Source organism: Microbacterium sp. A93 (genome assembly GCF_051842835.1).
This window is the reverse complement of sequence record NZ_JBPXMT010000001.1, coordinates 573,892-594,723: the sequence shown is the minus strand read 5'-3', so window position 1 is coordinate 594,723 and position 20,832 is coordinate 573,892. Positions and strand designations below refer to the sequence as shown.

The window sequence follows — 20,832 nt, the reverse complement described above, 5'->3', positions numbered from 1 at the left end:
TGACTGCTGATTCTGGTTCGGCCGTGCCTCGGCCGCCATCCTCAAAATCCACTGCTCCAGAGATGAGTGGCGCGGAAGCCGTCGTTCGCTCGCTGGAACTGCTCGGTGTCACCGACGTGTTCGGTCTGCCCGGGGGAGCGATCCTCCCGGTCTACGACCCGCTGATGGATTCCACCGCTCTTCGGCACATCCTTGTGCGCCATGAGCAGGGTGCCGGTCATGCCGCGGAAGGATATGCCTCGGCATCCGGTCGCATCGGCGTCTGCATCGCGACCTCCGGCCCCGGTGCAACGAACCTCGTCACAGCGATCGCGGACGCCTACATGGACTCGGTTCCGATCGTGGCGATCACCGGCCAGGTATTTTCCACGCTGATGGGGACGGATGCCTTCCAGGAGGCAGACATCATCGGCATCACGATGCCGGTGACCAAGCACTCCATCCTCGTGAAGAATGCCGCCGATATCCCCGGTGCGATCGCAGCGGCCTTCGAGATCGCTGGCACCGGGCGCCCCGGCCCCGTCCTCGTCGACATCACGAAGGATGCGCAGCAGGCCACCGCACCCTTCATCTGGCCGCCCAAGATCGACCTGCCTGGCTACCGTCCGGTGACCAAGGCCCACGGCAAGCAGATCCAGGCTGCGGCCGCGCTGCTGGTCGAAGCCAAGAAGCCGGTGCTGTACGTCGGTGGTGGCGTCATCCGTGGCAAGGCCTCGGCCGAGCTGCTCGAGCTCGCTGAGTCGACCGGTGCGCCGGTGGTCACGACGTTGATGGCTCGCGGCGCGTTCCCCGACTCGCACCCGCAGCACCTGGGTATGCCCGGCATGCACGGCACGGTACCTGCGGTGCTTGCGCTGCAGGAGGCCGACCTGCTCATTTCTCTTGGCGCGCGGTTCGATGATCGTGTGACAGGCAAGGCCGCGTTGTTCGCTCCCAACGCGAAGGTCGTGCACGTCGACATCGACCCGGCGGAGATCTCCAAGATCCGCACGGCAGATGTGCCGATCGTCGGCGACGTGCGTGACGTCCTGATCGATCTGGATGCCGCCTTCCGTGGCGCGCTGGACGGCGCGAAGGTCGACACCGCTGAGTGGTGGTCGTACCTCGATGGTCTGCGCGATGAGTTCCCGCTCGGCTATTCCGAGCCCAGCGATGGCTTGCTCGCACCGCAGTACGTGATCAAGCGCATCGGCGAGTTGACCGGTCCTGAGGGCATCTACGCCGCGGGCGTCGGACAGCACCAGATGTGGGCTGCACAGTTCATCAAGTACGAGCGGCCGAACGCCTGGCTGAACTCGGGTGGCGCCGGCACCATGGGGTACTCGGTTCCTGCGGCCATGGGTGCCAAGGTCGCAGAACCTGACCGCGTGGTCTGGTCGATCGACGGGGACGGATGCTTCCAGATGACGAATCAGGAGCTTGCCACCTGCGTGATCAACAACATCCCGATCAAGGTCGCGATCATCAATAACTCGTCCCTCGGCATGGTGCGCCAGTGGCAGACGCTGTTCTACAACGGGCGTCACTCGAACACCGATCTGAACACCGGGCACGGCACAATTCGGATTCCCGACTTCGTCAAGCTCGCCGAGGCCTACGGGTGCCTCGCGATCCGCGTGGAGAAGGAAGAAGAGGTCGACGCCGCGATCAAGCTCGCGCTGGAGACCAACGACCGCCCCGTCGTGATCGACTTCGTCGTCTCCGCCGACGCGATGGTGTGGCCGATGGTGCCACAGGGCGTCAGCAACAACTACGTGCAGTACGCACGCGACCACGCGCCCGCATTCGACGAGGAGATCTGAGCCATGTCAACTCACGTGCTGAGTCTCCTTGTGGAGAACACCCCGGGTCTGCTGACCCGCGTCGCCGGGCTTTTCGCTCGTCGCGGGTTCAATATCGAATCTCTCGCCGTTGGCGTGACCGAGGTTCCTGGTATCTCCCGGATCACCGTCGTCGTCGATGTCGACGAGCTGCCGCTCGAGCAGGTGACAAAGCAGCTGAACAAGCTGATCAACGTCATCAAGATCGTCGAGCTTGATCCGGCATCCTCTGTGCAGCGACAGCACGTCCTCGTGAAGGTGCGCACCGATAATGCGACCCGCTCCAACGTGATCGAAGTCGTAAACCTGTTCCGCGCTTCGGTTGTTGACTACGCCTCAGATGCACTGGTGATCGAGGTCACCGGCGACAAGGGCAAGGTCGAGGCGCTGCTGCGTGCACTCGAGCCGTTCGGCATCAAGGAGCTCGCACAGTCTGGGCTGCTAGCCATCGGTCGCGGCGGCAAGAGCATCACCGAACGCGTTCTGCGCGGCTGAGCACTGACTAACACAAACCTCCAGAAGAAAGAGAAACACAACGTGAGTACTGAGATCTTCTACGACGCTGATGCCGACCTGTCCCTCGTTCAGGGCAAGAAGGTCGCGATCGTCGGTTATGGTTCGCAGGGCCACGCCCACGCGATGAACCTTCGCGACTCGGGTGTCGAGGTCACGATCGCGCTGAAGGACGGCTCGAAGTCGATCGCCAAGGCAGAAGAAGCCGGCTTCCCGGTCAAGAACGTGGCAGATGCCACCGTCTGGGCTGACCTCATCATGATCCTGGCGCCCGACCAGCACCAGCGCACGATCTACGCTGATTCGATCGCGCCGAACCTGACCGCGGGCAAGACCCTCGCCTTCGCACACGGCTTCAACATCCGCTTCGGCTACATCGACGCACCCGAGGGCGTTGACGTCATCCTCGTCGCGCCGAAGGCTCCGGGGCACACCGTGCGTCGCGAGTTCGTCGCGGGCCGTGGCATCCCGGACATCATCGCCGTCGAGCAGGACGCGTCGGGCCAGGCCTGGCAGGTCGCCCTCTCGTACGCGAAGGCCATCGGTGGCACCCGCGCCGGCGTCATCAAGACGACGTTCACCGAAGAGACCGAGACCGACCTGTTCGGCGAGCAGGCTGTGCTCTGCGGTGGCGTGAGCCACCTCGTGCAGGCCGGCTTCGAGACCCTCACCGAGGCGGGCTACCAGCCGCAGATCGCGTACTTCGAGGTGCTGCACGAGCTCAAGCTCATCGTCGACCTCATGTGGGAGGGCGGCATCGCCAAGCAGCGCTGGTCGATCTCCGACACCGCTGAGTTCGGTGACTACGTCTCCGGCCCGCGCGTCATCGACGCTCGTGTCAAGGAAAACATGCAGAGCGTGCTGGCCGACATCCAGTCTGGCGCATTCGCCAAGCGCTTCATCGAGGACCAGGACAACGGTGCCGAGGAGTTCCTCGCGCTGCGCGCCAAGGAAGAGCAGCACCCGATCGAGGTGACCGGCAAGGAGCTGCGTTCGCTCTTCGCCTGGAAGCAGGAGGACGAGGACTACGTCGACGGTTCGGCCGCGCGCTGATCCATCGCTTCACAGAACGGGCGTCCCTCGCGGGGCGCCCGTTCTTGCGTTCAGGGACGGGTGAGTTCCTCAAGAACCTCAACCACGTGGCGGTAGGGCTTGCCGGTCGCGCGGCTCATGCCGATTTCGCACGTGCGGTTCGCCGAGACGAACGCGTCGAACCCGTTCCGCTCAGCGTCTGCCGCGGCGACCTCGGCAGACTCGACAGCTGTGGCGCTCTCGGTGAGCTCAGGATGCAACATGCCACGGTCGCCGGCGAAGGCGCAGCAGCCCCAGCCCTCCGGCACGTACACCTCGTCGGCGACCGCGGAAGCGAGCGCAGTCAGCGCTCCGCTCGCGCCGAGCGCGGTCGTCGAGCACGTCGGGTGCACTGCAATCGAGTCGATCTTCTTCGTGACGCCTCTGTTCAGCGCCGTCAATCGGGGGAGCACCTCGCGTGCGACATAGGTCGTCGCATCCTCGATGCGCAACCCTGCGTACTCCGGGTACTCCTCCAGCGACTTCTCCAGCATCGTATGCAGGCCCTCCGTGCAGGATGCCGCATCGCACACCACCGGCAGCTCGCCAAAGCGGCTGGCAACCCACAAGGATGCGAGAACACGCTCGGTCATGCGGTCGTAGCCGGTCAGATGTCCCTTCGACTTCCACGGGGTGCCGCAGCAGAGGCCTCCGGTGTCGTCCGGAATGGCAAAGGGGATGCCCGCGCGATCGAGCAGAGCCTGTACAGCGTCACGCGATCCGATGCCGTGATCCTCCGGGCCGAACATCGTGCCGATGCACGCGCCGAAGAACACGGCCTGCGCATCTGCAGGCGATGACGTGGCCGGAGCCTTGGAACCGCCGCGGGGGAGCCCGGCGTCGTACAACGGCATGGTGTCGGCACCGAGTACGGCGCGGCCGAGCTGGGTGACACCCTTCACGAGCGGTACGGGCATCGCATCGGCGACGGTCAGCGCCACACCGCCAATCCTCGTCACCGCACCCCAGCTCTTCGCTGCGACGTCCCACAGGCCGTCCTCGACCTTCGACGCCTCCTCCGCGCGCAGACGTCGCACCAGATCGCCCGTGTTGATGTCGACGGGGCAGGCGACTGCGCACATGCCGTCGACTGCGCACGTCTGCACGCCGTCGTAGTCGTAATCGGCGCGCAGTTCCTTGAGCAGTTCGTGGTCGCCCTGCTCTTCCGCCCATGCCATGTCGCGTCGAAGCACGATGCGCTGGCGCGGTGTGAGCGTGATGTCCTTGCTAGGGCAGGTCGGCTCGCAGTAGCCGCATTCCACGCAGCGGTCGACTTCGCTTTCGACAGTCGGCACGCGTTTGAGGTCGTACAGGTAAGAGTCGGCGTCTTCGGAGAGAACAACACCAGGGTTCAGGATGCCAGCCGGGTCAAGCAGTCGCTTGATGTCCCACATCATGTCGGTGAGGAAATCGCCGTACTGACGCCTCACGAAAGGCGCCATGATCCGGCCTGTCCCGTGTTCGGCCTTCAGCGAGCCTCCCTGGCCCAGCACGAGGTCGACGAGGTCGGCGGTGAAGCGACGGTAGCGCGCGACGCTGGCGTCATCATCGAAGCGCTCATTGAGCAAGAAATGCACATTGCCGTCCTTGGCATGGCCGAAGATCACCGAGCCTTCGTAATCGTGCTTCTCGAACAGTACGATAAGCCGCTCGCACGTCGTCAGCAGACGATCCACCGGAACCACAATGTCTTCCAACAGAGCAGTCGTGCCGGACGGTCTGGCGCCGGCAACAGCCGTGTACAGCCCCTTGCGCACGCTCCATAGCGAGGCGCGCTCTGCAGCGTCGGTGGTCAGTGCTGCCGTGACAGCGAGAGGGAGTGCGTTGAAGTGCGCCAGCGCGCTGTCGCTCGCGCTGGTGAGCTCGTCGACGCTCGAGCTGTGCACCTCGACGAGGAGCGCCGCATGATCAAGGACGTCAATGGCGGCGATGGATGCCGGAACATCGCTCAGCCCCTGTGCAACGCGAAGCGATGCGGCATCCATCAGCTCGATCGTGGCGAGACCCTGTTCGGCGAGCCCAGGAAGCGCAGCCATGGCATCGGCGAGGCCTGCGAACACGAGCAGACCGGTCGCGATCTGCGGGCGGATCTCGATCGTGCGCAACCGCGCCTCAGCGACGAACGCCAGGGTGCCTTCTGAGCCGATGACGAGATGTTCGAGAATGCGCACGGGATCATCGAAGTCGACAAGCGCATTGATTCCGTAGCCCATGGTGTTCTTCATGGAGAACTGCTGGCGGATGAATGCTACGGAATCGGGTGCGGCCAGCAGTCGCTCGCGAATGGCGAGCAGCCCGGAGGCGATCTCAGGTTCTGCAGACTGAAGCTGCTCGAGAGCATCGGGTGCACCGGTGTCGAGAATCGTTCCGCTGGGGAGCACGAGGAGCAGCGATTCGACGGTCTGGTACGAGTTCTCGGTGATTCCGCATGCCATGCCGCTGGAATTGTTGGCGATGACACCGCCGATCGTGCAGGCGATCTCGCTGGCCGGATCCGGACCGATCTTTCGCTTATAGCGGCCGAGGCGCGTGTTGACCTGCCGCACGGTGACGCCGGGGCCGACGCGGGCGATCCGACCGTCATCTTCGATCTGGATGCCGCGAAAGTGGCTGCGCGTGTCCACAAGGATGTCTCCGGAGACGGCCTGCCCAGACAGGCTTGTCCCGCCGGAGCGGAAGGTGAGCGTGCGACCGGCAGCGCGAACTGCGTCGAACGCTCGAGCGACGCCGGCAGCATCTCGGGGTGTGAGTACGGCATCCGGGATCAGGAGGTAGTGCGATGCGTCATGAGCGCGCGCGAAGCGGTCGATGGAGCGAGAGGTGACTGTGGTATCCGGGCCGAGCATGTCGGTGTCCAGCGGATGCGCGAGTGTCGTCGACACGGCGGCTCCTTCGCTCAAATTGTCAGACAAGATTACCGAGCAGTCTAGTCTCCTCTACGCTGAGTACATGACCCTCTCAGATGCGTCGCTCGGTGTGGTCGGAATCGTCGATGCCGTCACACGGCGGTTGCGCGTGCAGATCCTGGCAGGCGACATTGCTGCTGGCACGGCGCTGACCGAGGCGAAGGTGTCTGAGATGTTCGGTGTCGCACGCCCCAGCGCCAAAGCAGCGATTGAACAGCTGGTGGCGTCGGGACTTGTCGTGCGCACAGCACATCGCTCGGCGCGCGTGGTCGCGATCGACGCGGCCATGGTGCGCGATGTCTATCGCACGCGCACGCGGCTGGAGAGTGCGGCGCTGCGCGAGCTTGCCGCGATGAAGCGTGTGCCGCTGGATGCGGCCGCGGCCAACGCCGAGATCCTCGCGATGCCGCAGGGCCCCGACCCCGCGACGGTCGGCCCCGACTTGCGCTTCCATACCGCGTTGATCGATGCCGTCGGCAGTGAGCGCACTTCGCGGATGTATCGAAGCGTTCTCGACGAAGTACGTCTGTGCATGGCGCAGGTGCAGGGACGACGACTGCTCGATGCCCAGGTCATCTCCGCCCAGCACGCCGAGATTCTGGATGCTGTCGCGGCAGGCGATGGGGATCACGCCGCCGCCTTGCTCGCTGCGCACCTCGGCTCGGCCGAGGAACGGCTGGTCGAGGCGCTGGGGGAGTAGTCCTACTCGGCGTCCTCCGCCGGTGCATCCTCGATGACGATCGGGGGCACCGAACCGTCCGCCCACACTGGCTCCGGCAGGACGATGCTGGCGTCGCCGGCCTGAATCTCACGGAGTGCGTCGGTGATCTCCTCGGCGTTATCCGGCACCGGCAGACCGCACGCCCGCATCTCGGACGCGAACTTCAACGTCAGGCGGTACTTGCCCGCTTCGATGGCCTCGGCCGTGGTGCCGGTACGCTTCTCGCTGCCGGTCTGAATATCCGAGACCTCTTCGCAGACGTGATAGACCGCACCGCCGTCGACCCACACGACCTCGTCCTGTCCGAGCAACTGGATCACTGTGGACTGGTCGGCGGTGTACTGCTCCACGGACGGCGGGTTGAAGTCGACACCGATCACGGTGGCGAGGACGGCCAGCACGATGCCGATGACGCCGGCCGTGGCCTTCTGCCCCTTGTCCATGTCCTTGTTCAGGAAGATGAGGATGATCAGCGGCACGAACGCGATGATCGCGATGATCGCACCCAGTTGGTTCTGCACGAAGAAGCGCACGGTCTCCGACTTCTTTGCCGGGTCGAGTCGGTTCGCTTTCTTCCACAGCACGGAGCCGGTGATCGCCAACGCGGCGATGACGACGAGCGCCACGATGAGCGTGATGAATGCCCACTGCGGGAACTGCGCTGTAGCGTTCTGCGTCTCCAGCAGCCCGGTGTCCGCGTTGCGGACGAGTGTGCCGTCCTCGCCAACGAACTCGCGCTGTCGCAGCAGCCAGAAGATGGCGACAGCCTCCGCTGCGATAGCGAGAACCCATAGTGCGACGGCGATCCAGCGGAACGTCGTCGCCTTCTTCTTCGCCGTGGGCGTCGGAGTCCAGTCCGCTCCCGACGTCTCCTCGGCCTCATTCGCCGGGGTGGCGGTCGATGCGTCGACCTTCTTCTTACGCTCAGCCACAGTTGGTCCCCTCTAAATGATGATCGCCCCGATCATATCGGTCGGCGCGCGAGCATCGCTACGCTGTAGACATGACATCGGATGCTGACGACGCCCTCTCCTGGGATGGCGACGACGACGGGACCGTGCAGAAGCCGGTAGCGAAACCAGTAGAGAAACCGGTCCAGAAACCGGTGCTCCCACACGGCTGGAACGCGGTGGGGAAGGACAGCGAATCAGTCGGGCGTCCTGAGGACGACATTGCCGTCGCTGAGCCGGCAGAGCTCCGGCCGCTGAGCACTCCGATGCTTCTTATCGTCGGAATCATCGGCGGCGTCTACCTGCTCTACACGGTGGGGTGGATCGTCGGTGGTCTGAAGCTGCAGGGCAGCGCGCTGTTCCTCATTCCCGGAGTCATGTACCAAGTCGCGCTCTGGGCGGCTGTGCTGGCGCCGGCACTGTGGTTCGCGGCCGTCTGGCTGCTGACGCGGCGGTCCGCCGGATGGATACGTGCGCTGGGCCTCCTCGCCGGTGCGGTGCTGCTGGTTCCGTGGCCGTTCGTCATGACAGGGGTGGTGGGATCATGAGCGATCAGAGCGCATCGACCACGCAGGCCCTTGGCCTGTGGAAGACGATCATCGTCGGGCTCGCCGGGCTGTTCTATGCCTACGGCGTCTGGAACGCAGTGGCATATCTTGTTACCGTCGCGGGCTACGGCATGAATGCGTACGGGTGGTTCGTCCTCATCTTCTCGGTGATCTTCCCCATCCTGGTATTCGCGGCCGCCTATGCGCTCGGTCGGCGCCGCAATGCGGGAGAACTGTCCGTCACCATGATCGCCGGCCTGGCCTTGGTCGCGGTGTTCTGGATGAACGTCGTCGCACTGAGCACATTGAACTTCGCCTCGTTGACGACCTGACGCGCGGCGTCACACGTCACGGAGCAGTGTTCACCCTCCGGTAAGGTGGAATCGATCGCGCCCCCACGGTGTGCGGCGCATCGATCCCATCCGCGCTGTGTCGCTAACCTCGAAGGATCCGCTGTGCCGAAGCCAGTCGTGCTCATTGCCGAAGTTCTCTCGCCCGCCACGATCGAGGCCCTTGGCCCCGACTTCGACGTCCGCCAGGTTGATGGCACCGATCGCGAGGCGCTCTTCTCATCACTCGCTGACGCGCATGCCGTGCTCATCCGTTCTGCGACGAAGATCGATGAGGAGGCGCTGAGCCACGCGCCGAAGCTCAAAGTCGTCGCCCGTGCCGGGGTCGGACTCGACAACGTCGACATTCAGGCATCCACCAGGGCCGGCGTCATGGTCGTCAATGCGCCCACCTCGAACATCATCTCTGCAGCAGAGCTCACCTGCACGCACATTCTCAGCCTTGCCCGCCACGTACCGGCAGCTCACGCATCGCTGGCAAGCGGGCAGTGGAAGCGCAGCTCGTACACCGGTACCGAGCTGTTCGAGAAGACTCTTGGCATCGTCGGACTCGGCCGTATTGGTGCGCTCGTCGCAGCCCGCATGCAGGGCTTCGGCATGAAGGTCATCGCTTTCGACCCCTACGTTACGAGCGCACGCGCGCAGCAGCTGGGCGTCGAACTTCGCACGCTCGACGAGCTGGTCGCGGAGACTGACTTCCTGACGATCCACATGCCGAAGACTCCCGAGACGACCGGCATGATCGGCGCGGAACAGTTCGCAGCGATGAAGAAGTCGGCCTACGTCGTCAACGTCGCACGTGGCGGACTCATTGACGAGGTTGCGCTGCGCGAAGCTCTCATCGCTGGGGAAATCGCGGGCGCAGGCCTCGACGTCTTCACTTCGGAGCCGCCAGTCGAAGGTGGCTCCGCACGCGAACTGCTGGAGTTGCCGAACATCATCGTAACGCCGCACCTGGGTGCTTCGACCGACGAGGCGCAGGAGAAGGCCGGCGTCTCGGTGGCTCGTTCCGTCAAGCTCGCCCTCGAAGGCGATCTCGTACCGGATGCTGTCAACGTCGCCGGTGGCATCATTGACCCGTTCGTGCGTCCTGGTATCGCCCTGGTCGAGAAGCTCGGCCAGATCTTCAGTGGCCTGACCACCTCTGCGCTCACCAGCCTCGACATCGAGGTGCGTGGTGAACTGGCCGATTACGACGTCAGCGTCTACCGTCTGGCAGCGCTCAAGGGCATCCTTTCCAACATCGTCAGCGAGAACGTGTCCTATGTGAACGCCCCGCTGTTCGCTGAGCAGCGCGGAATCGAAGCCCGCCTGATCGTCGACAAGGAAAGCCCCGAGTACCGCAACCTCACCACTCTGCGCGGCGCGCTTGCCGACGGCACAGTGCTCACCGTTGCAGGAACACTTGCTGGCACTCGCATGGTTCAGAAGATCGTCGGAATCAACGGTCACGACATTGAAGTGCCGATCGAGACGCACCACATCGTCATGCAGTACACCGATCGCCCAGGCATCGTCGCGGTCTACGGTCAGAAGTTCGGCGAGGCTGGTATCAACATCGCCGGAATGCAGGTCGCCCGCCGCGAGGCCGGTGGCCCGGCGCTCACCGTGCTGACTGTCGACTCGCGCGTGCCCGAAGAGCTCCTCGCCGAGGTCGGCGAAGCCATCGACGCCAAGGTGATCCGATCGATCGAGATCACCGAGGTCTGATCGCGGTTCTGCCCGGCACGATCAGGTTGATGCGCGCAGTCAGGTCGATGCGCGCAGTGCGAGAGCGATGAGCTTCTCAAGCTGCGCGCCAGTCGGCACGGGGGTGGCGAGCCCGGTGCCTGCGGCATCCAGTGCGTTGTTGTAGTAGAGCCCGTCGCTGAGAAGCATCACGAGGTCGAGCGCGGTCTCGTCGCGCACATGTGGGCGCAGCGCATCAGACCACGACTCCCGAATACGCCGCAGCGCATCGGCTGCCACAGTGGATCCCCCCTGTGCAACGCGCGCTGCGGCGACGAGCGCGCGGTCGAGGTCTGCGTCTTCCATGACGGATGTGCGCAGGAAATAGGAGATCGGCCCGTCGGGAGCTGCCGCCATTCGCGTCAGATCCGCTGCGGCGAGCCGTTCCAGCCGTTCTAGAAGCCCGGCGACGAGCTCTTCCTTGGACGCGAAGTGGTAGAGCAGTCCGCCTTTGGAGACCCCAGCGGACTTCGCCGTGGCGTCCAGCGTCGCCGTGCGTTCACCGTCTTCGATGAGGATCGTCTGGAAGGCATCGAGAACTCTTTCGCGTGCCAGGGGAGGTCGAGCCATGGTGCTAACTGTACCAGCCGGACGGTATAGTAAGGAAGTTCATTGATGCGAGGGAAGATACGTGATGGCTGATACTGCGCCGCTCGAGACGGGCGGCATCCACGCGCCTCGCGCCGGCGCTCGCGCATGGTTCGCGTTGGTCGTGCTGATGCTGCCAGTGCTCCTGGTATCGGTGGACAACACCGTGCTGAGCTTCGCGTTGCCCAAAATTGCCATCGATCTCGCACCGTCCGGCGCTGAGCAGCTGTGGATCATCGATATCTATCCGCTCGTGCTCGCTGGTCTCCTGGTCACGATGGGCACGCTGGGTGACCGATTCGGGCGCCGCAGGATGCTGCTCATCGGCTCGACCGGATTCGCTGCTGTCTCCGTGCTCGCCGCGTTCGCGCCCACTGCCGCGCTCCTGATCGCCGCGCGAGCACTGCTGGGTCTGTTCGGGGCCATGCTCATGCCGTCGACGCTGTCGCTGCTGCGCTCGATCTTCCGGAATCGTGATCAGCGCCGTCTTGCGATCGCCGTCTGGGCGTCGGCGTTCTCGGCGGGCTCAGCGCTCGGTCCGATCGTCGGCGGTTTCCTGCTTGAGCACTTCGCGTGGGGCTCGGTGTTTCTCATCGCGGTGCCCGTGCTGATCCCGCTGTTGATCGCGGCACCGCTTCTCGTGCCGGAGAGTCGTGACCCGAATCCGGGCAAGATTGATCCGATCAGCATCCTGCTCTCGATGGCCGCGATGATTCCCGTCGTCTATGCGATCAAGTCTCTTGCCGTTGACGGCCCGACGTTTGGCGCGGCTGCGTGGGCAATCCTGGGCCTCGGGATGGGCGCGCTGTTCGTGCGCCGTCAGCTGCGTGCAGAGAGTCCGATGCTGGATATGGCACTGTTCCGTCGTGGCACGTTCTCCGGCGCGATCCTGGTGAACTTGCTCAGCGTCGTTGCCCTGGTCGGATTCCTGTATTTTGTTCCGCAACATCTGCAGCTTGTTCTCGGTATGTCACCGATGGAGGCAGGGCTCGCACTTGTTCCCGGCATGCTTGCCATCATCGTCGCGGGGCTCACTGTCGTGCCGATCTCGCGCCGGGTACCGCCGCACCTGGTCGTGCCGATAGCGCTTGTCTTCTCCTTCATCGGCTACCTGCTGGTCGCCTTCACAACAACTGGTCACGGTGCGCTGCCGTTGGTCATCGCCTTCGTGGTGCTGGGCATCGGGATCGGTGCCGCGGAGACAATTTCCAATGAGCTGATCCTCTCCAGCGCGCCTTCGGCAAAGGCCGGAGCTGCGAGTGCCGTTTCTGAAACGGCCTACGAACTCGGCGCAGTGCTGGGCACCACGATCCTCGGTGGAATCATCACCGCGTTGTACCGGGGCGCGCTCGTCATTCCTGACGGGGTGTCGACGGAGGCAGCGCATACCGCCCGTGAGACTCTCGCCGGGGCCTACACGACTTCTCAGACACTGCCGCAGCCGCTCGGGTCGGTGCTGTGGGATGCTGCGGCATCCGCCTTCGAATCCGGGGTGATGGTCACCGCACTGATCGGCGCAGCGCTGGTCGCACTGGCGGGAGTGATCGCAGCCGTCACCCTGCGCACGAAGGGTTCGCGCTGACCAGTACGCTGGTGGGTACATGCCCGAGCGATGTCGCGCAACGGGCGCCATCCGGTGCAAGGAGTGTCATGTCGCGTGTCGTCAAGCTTGCCGTCATCCCCGGTGACGGTATCGGTCCCGAGGTCGTCGCTGAAGCGGAGAGAGTGCTGGACGCTGTCACCGCAGACAGTGACGTGACGTTCGAGAAGACACACTTCTCGCTGGGAGCGGCGCGCTTCCTCGAGACAGGGGACACGCTCACCGATGAGGACCTCGCCGCGATCAGCGCGAATGACGCCATTATGCTGGGCGCGGTCGGCGGCACGCCGGGCGACCCGCGTCTGAAGGATGCGAACATCGAGCGTGGGCTGCTGCTGAAACTGCGCTTCACGCTCGATCACTACGTGAACCTGCGCCCGTCGAAGCTGTACCCCGGCGCCCCTGGCCCGCTCGCCGACCCTGGCGAGGTCGACTTCGTCGTCGTTCGCGAGGGCACTGAAGGGCCGTACGTCGGCAACGGCGGCGCAATCCGCACCGGAACGCCGCATGAGATCGCAAACGAGACGAGTGTGAACACTGCGTATGGCGTCGAGCGGGTGGTCCGCTACGCTTTCGAGCTCGCCGAGCGTCGGAGGAACACGCTCACGCTGGTGCACAAGACCAACGTTCTCGTGCACTCGGGCGGTCTGTGGCAGCGCATCGTCAACGAGGTGGCGCAGGAGCACCCCGGAGTGGTCGTAGACTATCTGCACGTCGATGCGGCCACGATCTTCCTGGTCACAAACCCTTCCCGCTTCGACGTGATCGTCACCGACAACCTCTTCGGTGACATCCTCACGGATCTGGCAGGCGCCGTCACCGGTGGCATCGGCCTCGCTGCTTCAGGAAATATCAACCCTGACGGCGCGTTCCCCTCGATGTTCGAACCCGTTCATGGTTCGGCGCCGGACATCGCAGGCCAGCAGAAAGCCGACCCAACGGCGGCGATCCTGTCTGTCGCACTCCTGCTCGATCACCTCGGGCTCCGGGAGGAATCAGGTCGCGTCACTCACGCGGTCGAGGCAGACATCGCCGATCGAGCCGGTTCTCGGACCACCAGCCAGACGGGTGACGCTATCATCGCAAGGCTCCAGGCGTAGTCTGGACGCACGCGAGCGCCGCCCGCATCAACCGCAGGATGTGACATGACAACCACTGAAACCGAACTCGCCCCGCTCGAGTTCGCCGTGACCAAGAACCTTGCCGCGAAGTCGGCTGCCGCGCGTGAAGAGATCTTCAAGGACCCTGGCTTCGGCACGGTCTTCACCGACCACATGGTCGATGTGTGCTGGTCAGCGCGCGGCGGCTGGCACCGCCCGAGAGTGCAGCCCTACGGACCGATTTCGCTCGACCCGGCGGCTGCCGTCCTGCACTACGGGCAGGAGATCTTCGAGGGCATCAAGGCCTACCGTCACGCTGACGGGTCGATCTACACGTTCCGTCCAGAGCAGAATGGTGCACGTCTGCAGCGCAGCGCGCGCCGAATGGCGCTGCCGGAACTGCCCGTGGAGTACTTCATCCAGTCGATTCGTGAGCTCATCGCTGTCGATGGCGCGTGGGTTCCGTCGGGTGCGGACCAGAGCCTTTACCTGCGTCCCTTCATGTTCGCGAAGGAAGCATTCCTCGGCGTGCGTCCGGCCGAGAAGGTTGCGTACTATCTGATCGCGAGCCCGGCGGGTTCGTACTTCAAGGGCGGCGTGAAGCCGGTGCGGATCTGGCTCTCGGAGCAGTATGCACGCGCGGGAAAGGGCGGCACTGGCACCGCCAAGACTGGCGGCAACTACGCGTCCAGCTTGCTGCCGCAGGCGGAGGCCTATGACAAGGGCTGCGACCAGGTCGTGTTCCTCGATCAGGACGGCAACGTCGAAGAGCTCGGTGGCATGAATGTCGTGTTCGTCTTCAAGGACGGATGCGTCGTCACACCTCATTCGGACAGCATCCTCGAGGGAATCACTCGAGACTCGCTGCTGCAGCTTGCCGAAGACCGCGGCCACAAGGTCGAGCGGCGCGCGGTCTCGCTGCAGGAATGGCGTGATGGTGTTGCCTCCGGCGACATCGTCGAGGTGTTCGCCTGTGGCACGGCTGCGGTGGTGACCCCGATCGGTGCGCTCGTGACGGCAGACTTCGAAGACGAGCAGCCGATCGGTGATCTGGCGCTGTCGCTGCGCGAGGAACTCACCGACATCCAGTACGGCCGTCGCGAAGACAAGCACGGCTGGTTGCTGCGCCTCGACGCCTGACGTTTCTCTCGCGGAGACGGGGCATCGGCGCCTTCCTCACTCTCTCTTTCGCCGACCCCCCGTCTTCTCGTCGAGCCCCCGTCGTATTGACGTCAATACGACGGGGGCTCGACAGCAAGACGGGGGCTCAGCGGGTGTTGACTCGTTCTGCACGGACGAGGTTCAGAGGCGGAAGCTGTGAATAGCGGTTGTGAGGCGCTGCAGGCCGCCACGATGGCGGGATGCGTAAGAGAATTTCCTTCGCCCAGGCCGATGAAATGCTGCTGTCCCGCGATGCCCTGTTGAGCACAGGCTGCACAGAACGTGAATTGCGTGACCGTGTGATCAGCCAGACGATCGTGCGCGTCCATCGCGGATTTTACGTCGATGGGACGGAGTGGGAACGCCTGTGGCCGGAGGGTAAACATCTGCTGCGCGTGATCGCGGTGAAACGAGCAAGCCCAGGCGCGGGGCCCGTCTTCACCCATCTGTCTGCCGCCGTGCTCTGGGGCCTCCCGCTCTACCGCATCGCGGACGTGCTGGTCCATGTGCTCATCGCAGGGGCGCGACACAGCCGTGTTGCTGCCGGGGTTGCCAGACACGAGTCCGACGTCGCGGAGGATGAGATCAGCGAACGCTACGGCATCATGTGCACCTCGCTGCACCGCACCGTGTTCGATCTCGCGCGCACGACTCGTCTCGAAGCTGCAGTATCCGCCGGCGATGCCGCGCTGAGGTCGATCGCCGTGCACGGGCAGGAGTACGACGCGGATGCGGCAGCCCAGTGGCGCGAAGAACTCGAAAGGTTTGCGGGGCCAGGTCTGCGTGGAGTGAGACAAGCACGCTGGGTCACGGATTTCGTGGACGGACGCGCTCAGTTGCCGGGGGAGAGCGTGAGCAGATTGCAGTTGTTCCGGCTAGGCTTTCATGCCCCGGATCTCCAGGTCCCCGTCGTCGGTGCCGAGGGCGATCGATACTTCCTGGACTTCAGGTTTCGGCGCTCGCGGACATTCGGCGAGTTCGACGGCGAGGGCAAGTACCTCGAGCCGGAACTTCGTACTGAACCAACACCCGTCGACGCGATGCTCGCGGAGAAGCGCCGCGAGGATGATGTCCGCGGAGTCACAGGCTGGTCGTTCGCACGCTGGGGAAGTATGCACATCGGTTCACCGGACACGCTGGGCGATCGCCTCGCTCACTTCGGCGTCACACCTCCAGGTTGACCCCGGCGTTCCGTCGACCCCGTGCCCCGACTCGTTTGTTCCGCCGAGCCCCCGTCTTCCCAGCAAGCCCCCGTCGTGAAGACGTCAATACGACGGGGCCTCGGCGCCAAGACGGGGGCTCGGCGGAGTAGATAGGGGAGGAGTCGGGTCGCTAGGCTGGTCGAGTGAAGATCGCTCGGTTCAGCCACAATGACGCAATCCGCTACGGCATCGTCGATGAGCGGGAGCTCGTCGTCCTCGCTGGTGACCCGATGTTCGCCGGATATGAGACCACGGGTGAGCGCGTGCCGCTGGCGGATGCCGCGCTGCTCGCGCCGGTGATCCCGCGCTCCAAGGTCGTCTGTGTCGGCAAGAACTATCACGATCACGCCGCAGAGATGGGGGGAGTGGCACCCGAGGAGCCACTGCTCTTCCTCAAGCCGAACACCTCGGTGATCGGTCCCGGCGACACCATCGTGCGTCCGACACTGTCAGAGCGTACTGAGCATGAAGGCGAGTTGGCCGTCGTCATCGGTCGGATCGCGAAGAACGTCAAGGCGGAGAATGCCCTGGACTACGTCTTCGGATACACGATCGGCAACGATGTCACCGCGCGCGACCTGCAGAAGAAGGACGGTCAGTGGACCAGGGGCAAGGGCTTCGATACTTTCTGCCCGCTCGGGCCGGTCATCGAGACAGAATTCGATGCCAAGGACGCCACGCTCGAGACCCGCGTGAACGGTGAGGTGCGTCAGCACGCTCCTCTGAGCGACATGATTCACTCCGTCCAGGCGATCATCGAGTATGCCTCCGCAGTTTTCACGCTGCTTCCCGGTGACGTGATCCTGACGGGCACTCCGGCTGGAGTCGGCCCCTTCGCTGCCGGAGACACTGTCGAAGTCGAGATCAGCGGTCTCGGCATCCTGCGTAACTCTGTGCGCGACGCACTTCCGGTCGCATGATCGAGGTCGCGGCCGTCAACCAGGCGGCCGTGCAGCGGCGCACGGTGCTCGTGCTATCGCTCGGACAGGTGCTCGGCGGTATTGCGTTCGGGGCCACTGTTTCGCTCGGGGCGCTGCTCGCGGCCGACCTCTCCGGCGACGATGCGCTGTCGGGGTTGGCGACCGCATCTGTGACCCTGGGCGCCGCTCTGTGCGCGATCCCGCTGGCACGGTTGGCTAGCCGCGTCGGACGCCGTCGCGCGTTGACCCTCGGCAATCTGTTCGCGCTGGTGGGCATCGGCGTCGTCATTCTGGCCGCAGCGCTGCGGAACTTTCCGATGCTGCTGGCGGGCATCCTCATGATCGGTGCCGGCAACGCAGGTAATCTGCAGTCCAGGTTCGCCGCGACCGACCTTGCCTCACCTCAGCACCGTGGGCGTGACCTCTCCGTGGTCGTCTGGGCGACCACGGTCGGCGGCGTCTCGGGGCCGCTACTGCTCGGGCCGGGCGAGATCGTCGGTCAGGCGATCGGAATGCCGCCCCAGACCGGTTCCTATCTGTTCTCGCTGGTTGCCCAGGCCGCCGCCTTCCTCCTATACATCGTCGCGCTGCGCCCAGACCCGCTGCTGACCGCGCAACGGATCGCTCGGGATGCCGCCGCATCACTCTCAGGGCCGCTGTCGCAGCTAGACCGGCCGACGGTCGCGCGCTACGCGATCTTCGTGATCGCCGGCTCGCACGTTGTGATGGCCTCGGTGATGGCGATGACGCCGATTCACCTCTCCCATATGGCGCACAGCGCTCATGGCGGCCATGCCTCGAGTACAGATATCTCGGCGTTGGTGGGTGTGACGATCGCGCTGCATGTGGCGGGGATGTACGGGTTGTCGCCGGTATTCGGCATCCTCGCTGACCGACTCGGACGCCTGCGCGTGGTATTGCTCGGACAGGTGCTGCTGGCGGGGGCTCTCGGATTCGCGATCTTCGCGAACGATTCCGCCAGTGGGGTGATGACTGCGCTTGTGCTGCTCGGCCTCGGTTGGAGCGCCGCGACTGTCGCCGGTGCTGCCCTGTTGACCGAGGCGAGCGCCCCGGAACTCCGTACCCGACGTCAGGGCCGCAGCGACTCGCTCATGAGCCTGTGTGCGGCGGCGGGTGCAGTGCTCGCCGGCGTGATCCTGGCAAACTTCCAGTACGCGGGGGTAGGCATCGCGGCATCCGTTCTCTTGATCGTCATGGTGGTACTCGCGCCGCTGGGGCGAACCCCGAAATGAGAGAGTGGGCGGGTAAGGGCGAGGCGTATGCCGCCTCGTATGCCGCGCTGTGTGCTGGCACTCATGACGCTCTTGTCGCCAGGCTCGGACCAGCACGTGAACGTCGACTGCTCGACGTAGGCTCCGGCACTGGAGCTCTGGCAGCGCATCTGTCAGCCGCAGGGTGGAACGTCACCGGGTGTGAACCCGAGGAGACGATGCGCGTGGTGGCCGGACGACAGCATCCGACGCTCGCCCTGGTCGAAGGCGCATTGCCCGCGCTGCCGTTTGCAGACGCTGAATTCGATGCGGTGACGGCGAACTTCGTACTCAACCACGTAGACGATCCCCGAGTGGCTGCACGGGAAATGGCGCGCGTGGCGGCTCCGGACGCAGTGTTGGCGACGACGATCTGGATCGTCTCGCCTTCGTGGTTCTGGTTGTCTGTATGCGAGCGCGCAGGGCTTGCACCCGCCGCGGGCAATCGACTGCCGCCAGAAAGGGACTTTGAGCGAACGGCATCCGGATTCGGGCGGATGCTGTCGGAAGGCGGCTGGCACAGGATCAAGGTCGCAGAGCTCACCTGGAGCTGGCGTGCCACTATTGATCAGCTGTGGGCCTCCGCTGAAGGTGGAGTCGCCTCTGCCGGGGCGTTCTATCAGTCGCTCATCGTCGCCGATCGCGTGCAGTTTCGTCGCGCGTTCGATCAGCTCTGCGCTGAGCACGTTGTCGACGAAGCGGTCGCGCTTGAGCACACGGCTGCAGTGGCAGTCGGTCGACCCGGTTGAACAGACCAGCGGGCATCGTTCACACGCGTAGGATTGAGGAGATATGGCTACTCCTCACGCTCTGACCACAACCGCCAGCGGTGCCGACGTCCGCGTCCGGTTCTGCCCTTCGCCGACCGGCACACCGCACGTCGGCATGGTCCGCACCGCGCTGTACAACTGGGCGTATGCCCGGCACAACGGCGGCAAGATGATCTTCCGCATCGAAGACACCGATGCTTCCCGCGACAGCGAGGAGAGCTTCCGACAGCTCGTTGACGCGCTCACCTGGTTGAAGATCGATTGGGATGAGGGCGTCGAGGTCGGTGGACCGCACGCGCCGTACCGTCAGTCTGAGCGCCACGATATCTACCGTGGCATCATCGAGAAGCTGACAGCCACTGGTGCGCTCTACGAGAGCTACTCGAACGCCGAGGAGATCGACGCCCGCAATGAGGCGAACGGTCGGGCGAAGCAGCTCGGTTATGACAATTTCGATCGGGATCTGACCGACGAGCAAAAGGCCGCCTTCCGTGCAGAGGGCCGTCAGCCGGCCTTGCGTCTTCGCGTGCCGGATGAAGACCTCACATACGTCGACCTGATTCGCGATGAGGTGACGTTCCCGGCTGGTTCCTTCCCCGACTTCGTCGTCGTCAGGCCGAACGGCGTCCCGCTGTACACCTTCGTGAACCCGGTCGACGACGCGCTCATGGGTATCACTCACGTGCTGCGCGGCGAAGACCTGATGCCGTCGACCGCGCGTCAGCTGGCGTTGTACGCCGCATTGATCGACGCGGGCGTCACGACCTTCGTGCCGCGATTCGCGCACATGCCGCTCGTGCTGGGGGAGACCGGCAACAAGAAGCTCTCCAAGCGTGACCCTCAGGCCGATCTGTTCCTGCACCGGGACCGTGGCTTCATTCCCGAGGGTCTGCTGAACTACCTCGCGCTCCTCGGCTGGTCGATCGGTCCAGACCGCGATGTTTTCTCGCTGGAGGAGTTCATCGCCGCGTTCGATATCGAGAACGTGAACCCGAACCCGGCACGCTTCGATCAGAAGAAGGCCGAGTCGATCAACGGCGATCACATCCGGATGCTGGATGTGAAGGACTTCGCGGAGAGGACGATCCCGTATCTTGCCGCTGCGGGACTGTTCGAGGAGCCGACTCATGAGCAGCTCGTGCTCGCATTCCGCGCCGCACCGCTCGTGCAGGAGCGTGTGCAGCTGCTCGGCGATGTGCCTGGCATGCTCGGTTTCCTGTTCGGCGATGAGGTGTCGTATGACGCCGACGCACTCAAGGGGCTGCCGGCGAACGCCGCCGAGGTTCTCGATGCATGTGTGACTGCACTCGAGCCCGTCTCCGAGTTCACCCCGGAGAAGATCCAGGATGCTCTCGCCACGGCGCTCGTCGAGAAGCTAGAGCTCAAGCCGCGCGTCGCCTACGGGCCTCCGCGCGTTGCCATCACTGGTCGCCGCGTGTCTCCGCCGCTCTTCGAATCGATGGAGCTCATTGGCAAGGACGCGACGCTGACGCGTCTGCGGGCGCTTTCTGCCCAACTGGGATCCTGACGGCGCGCCCGGGCGACGTCGCATGCGCGTCACTTTGGCATTATGGCCAAGCTCGGGTAAGCTTAACTCTCGGTGCGAGGCTCAC

At 64.5% G+C, this 20,832-nt stretch carries 18 protein-coding genes; 15 read left to right on the top strand and 3 right to left on the bottom strand.

From position 1 onward, the window contains the following. Positions 1-62 precede the first annotated feature (62 nt). Genes ACSU1G_RS02950 through ilvC form a run of 3 tightly spaced genes read left to right on the top strand, consistent with a single transcriptional unit; the run spans position 63 to position 3,386 of the window. Complete coding sequence (locus ACSU1G_RS02950; protein WP_439278393.1) at positions 63-1,802, top strand: acetolactate synthase large subunit; 1,740 nt, start codon at positions 63-65, stop codon at positions 1,800-1,802. A 3-nt stretch (positions 1,803-1,805) separates the two neighbouring features. Continuing rightward, positions 1,806-2,315 carry an acetolactate synthase small subunit gene (gene ilvN / locus ACSU1G_RS02945; RefSeq protein ID WP_439278392.1) on the top strand — a complete coding sequence of 170 codons (510 nt, stop codon included), beginning with the start codon at positions 1,806-1,808 and terminating at the stop codon, positions 2,313-2,315. 42 nt (positions 2,316-2,357) lie between these two features. Further along, positions 2,358-3,386, top strand: coding sequence for a ketol-acid reductoisomerase (ilvC, locus tag ACSU1G_RS02940; protein ID WP_439278391.1), 1,029 nt, complete (start codon positions 2,358-2,360; stop codon positions 3,384-3,386). Positions 3,387-3,436: 50 nt separating this feature from the next. On the opposite strand, the gene ACSU1G_RS02935 is transcribed toward ilvC, so the two are convergent. After that, positions 3,437-6,286, bottom strand: coding sequence for an FAD-binding and (Fe-S)-binding domain-containing protein (locus ACSU1G_RS02935; RefSeq protein WP_439278390.1), 2,850 nt, complete (start codon positions 6,284-6,286; stop codon positions 3,437-3,439). Positions 6,287-6,353: 67 nt separating this feature from the next. Here ACSU1G_RS02935 and ACSU1G_RS02930 point away from each other — a divergent pair, with 67 nt between their 5' ends. Continuing rightward, positions 6,354-7,010, top strand: coding sequence for a GntR family transcriptional regulator (locus ACSU1G_RS02930; protein ID WP_439278389.1), 657 nt, complete (start codon positions 6,354-6,356; stop codon positions 7,008-7,010). A gap of 2 nt (positions 7,011-7,012) precedes the next feature. Here the strand turns inward: ACSU1G_RS02930 and ACSU1G_RS02925 are convergent, their stop codons facing one another. After that, entirely contained in the window at positions 7,013-7,963 is a 951-nt protein-coding gene (locus ACSU1G_RS02925; RefSeq protein WP_439278388.1) for a hypothetical protein, read from the bottom strand. Between the two features lie 71 nt (positions 7,964-8,034). Here ACSU1G_RS02925 and ACSU1G_RS02920 point away from each other — a divergent pair, with 71 nt between their 5' ends. The 3 genes from ACSU1G_RS02920 (at position 8,035) to serA (ending at position 10,589) form a co-directional block, all read left to right on the top strand. Further along, positions 8,035-8,529, top strand: coding sequence for a hypothetical protein (locus ACSU1G_RS02920; RefSeq protein WP_439278387.1), 495 nt, complete (start codon positions 8,035-8,037; stop codon positions 8,527-8,529). Further along, positions 8,526-8,861, top strand: a complete 336-nt coding sequence (locus ACSU1G_RS02915) for a hypothetical protein (RefSeq protein WP_439278386.1) — start codon at positions 8,526-8,528, stop codon at positions 8,859-8,861. The genes ACSU1G_RS02920 and ACSU1G_RS02915 overlap by 4 nt, the downstream gene beginning before the upstream one ends. A gap of 123 nt (positions 8,862-8,984) precedes the next feature. After that, positions 8,985-10,589 (top strand): phosphoglycerate dehydrogenase, encoded by a 1,605-nt coding sequence (gene serA, locus ACSU1G_RS02910; protein WP_439278385.1) that lies wholly within the window; start codon positions 8,985-8,987, stop codon positions 10,587-10,589. A 39-nt stretch (positions 10,590-10,628) separates the two neighbouring features. Here the strand turns inward: serA and ACSU1G_RS02905 are convergent, their stop codons facing one another. Beyond that, entirely contained in the window at positions 10,629-11,177 is a 549-nt protein-coding gene (locus ACSU1G_RS02905; protein ID WP_439278384.1) for a TetR/AcrR family transcriptional regulator, read from the bottom strand. 64 nt (positions 11,178-11,241) lie between these two features. Here ACSU1G_RS02905 and ACSU1G_RS02900 point away from each other — a divergent pair, with 64 nt between their 5' ends. The 8 genes from ACSU1G_RS02900 (at position 11,242) to gltX (ending at position 20,747) form a co-directional block, all read left to right on the top strand. Next, positions 11,242-12,777: an MFS transporter gene (locus tag ACSU1G_RS02900; protein ID WP_439278383.1), complete on the top strand. Its 1,536-nt coding sequence runs from the start codon at positions 11,242-11,244 to the stop codon at positions 12,775-12,777. 68 nt (positions 12,778-12,845) lie between these two features. After that, positions 12,846-13,895 (top strand): 3-isopropylmalate dehydrogenase, encoded by a 1,050-nt coding sequence (locus ACSU1G_RS02895; RefSeq protein WP_439278382.1) that lies wholly within the window; start codon positions 12,846-12,848, stop codon positions 13,893-13,895. A 45-nt stretch (positions 13,896-13,940) separates the two neighbouring features. Beyond that, positions 13,941-15,035 (top strand): branched-chain amino acid aminotransferase, encoded by a 1,095-nt coding sequence (locus ACSU1G_RS02890; RefSeq protein WP_439278381.1) that lies wholly within the window; start codon positions 13,941-13,943, stop codon positions 15,033-15,035. A gap of 221 nt (positions 15,036-15,256) precedes the next feature. Then, the gene (locus ACSU1G_RS02885) at positions 15,257-16,237 is read left to right on the top strand and encodes a hypothetical protein (RefSeq protein WP_439278380.1); all 981 of its coding nucleotides are present in this window, start codon (positions 15,257-15,259) and stop codon (positions 16,235-16,237) included. 164 nt (positions 16,238-16,401) lie between these two features. Beyond that, positions 16,402-17,178: a fumarylacetoacetate hydrolase family protein gene (locus ACSU1G_RS02880; RefSeq protein ID WP_439278379.1), complete on the top strand. Its 777-nt coding sequence runs from the start codon at positions 16,402-16,404 to the stop codon at positions 17,176-17,178. Continuing rightward, on the top strand, positions 17,175-18,431 hold the full coding sequence (locus tag ACSU1G_RS02875; RefSeq protein ID WP_439278378.1) for an MFS transporter: 1,257 nt from the start codon (positions 17,175-17,177) through the stop codon (positions 18,429-18,431). The genes ACSU1G_RS02880 and ACSU1G_RS02875 overlap by 4 nt, the downstream gene beginning before the upstream one ends. Next, positions 18,428-19,198 carry a class I SAM-dependent methyltransferase gene (locus ACSU1G_RS02870; RefSeq protein WP_439278377.1) on the top strand — a complete coding sequence of 257 codons (771 nt, stop codon included), beginning with the start codon at positions 18,428-18,430 and terminating at the stop codon, positions 19,196-19,198. Before ACSU1G_RS02875 ends, ACSU1G_RS02870 begins: the two co-directional genes overlap by 4 nt. A gap of 43 nt (positions 19,199-19,241) precedes the next feature. After that, the gene (gltX, locus tag ACSU1G_RS02865) at positions 19,242-20,747 is read left to right on the top strand and encodes a glutamate--tRNA ligase (protein ID WP_439278376.1); all 1,506 of its coding nucleotides are present in this window, start codon (positions 19,242-19,244) and stop codon (positions 20,745-20,747) included. The last annotated feature ends 85 nt before the right edge of the window (positions 20,748-20,832 follow it).

Excerpts from the sequence above, each read along its gene's own strand:
- ilvN (WP_439278392.1), top strand. The coding sequence starts at position 1,806 with ATGTCAACTCACGTGCTGAGTCTCCTTGTGGAGAACACCCCGGGTCTG.
- ACSU1G_RS02905 (WP_439278384.1), bottom strand. The coding sequence starts at position 11,177 with ATGGCTCGACCTCCCCTGGCACGCGAAAGAGTTCTCGATGCCTTCCAG.
- gltX (WP_439278376.1), top strand. The coding sequence starts at position 19,242 with ATGGCTACTCCTCACGCTCTGACCACAACCGCCAGCGGTGCCGACGTC.
- ACSU1G_RS02950 (WP_439278393.1), top strand. The coding sequence starts at position 63 with ATGAGTGGCGCGGAAGCCGTCGTTCGCTCGCTGGAACTGCTCGGTGTC.
- ACSU1G_RS02885 (WP_439278380.1), top strand. The coding sequence starts at position 15,257 with ATGCGTAAGAGAATTTCCTTCGCCCAGGCCGATGAAATGCTGCTGTCC.
- ACSU1G_RS02895 (WP_439278382.1), top strand. The coding sequence starts at position 12,846 with ATGTCGCGTGTCGTCAAGCTTGCCGTCATCCCCGGTGACGGTATCGGT.
- ACSU1G_RS02930 (WP_439278389.1), top strand. The coding sequence starts at position 6,354 with ATGACCCTCTCAGATGCGTCGCTCGGTGTGGTCGGAATCGTCGATGCC.
- ACSU1G_RS02890 (WP_439278381.1), top strand. The coding sequence starts at position 13,941 with ATGACAACCACTGAAACCGAACTCGCCCCGCTCGAGTTCGCCGTGACC.
- ACSU1G_RS02915 (WP_439278386.1), top strand. The coding sequence starts at position 8,526 with ATGAGCGATCAGAGCGCATCGACCACGCAGGCCCTTGGCCTGTGGAAG.
- ACSU1G_RS02920 (WP_439278387.1), top strand. The coding sequence starts at position 8,035 with ATGACATCGGATGCTGACGACGCCCTCTCCTGGGATGGCGACGACGAC.
- ACSU1G_RS02870 (WP_439278377.1), top strand. The coding sequence starts at position 18,428 with ATGAGAGAGTGGGCGGGTAAGGGCGAGGCGTATGCCGCCTCGTATGCC.
- ACSU1G_RS02875 (WP_439278378.1), top strand. The coding sequence starts at position 17,175 with ATGATCGAGGTCGCGGCCGTCAACCAGGCGGCCGTGCAGCGGCGCACG.
- ACSU1G_RS02900 (WP_439278383.1), top strand. The coding sequence starts at position 11,242 with ATGGCTGATACTGCGCCGCTCGAGACGGGCGGCATCCACGCGCCTCGC.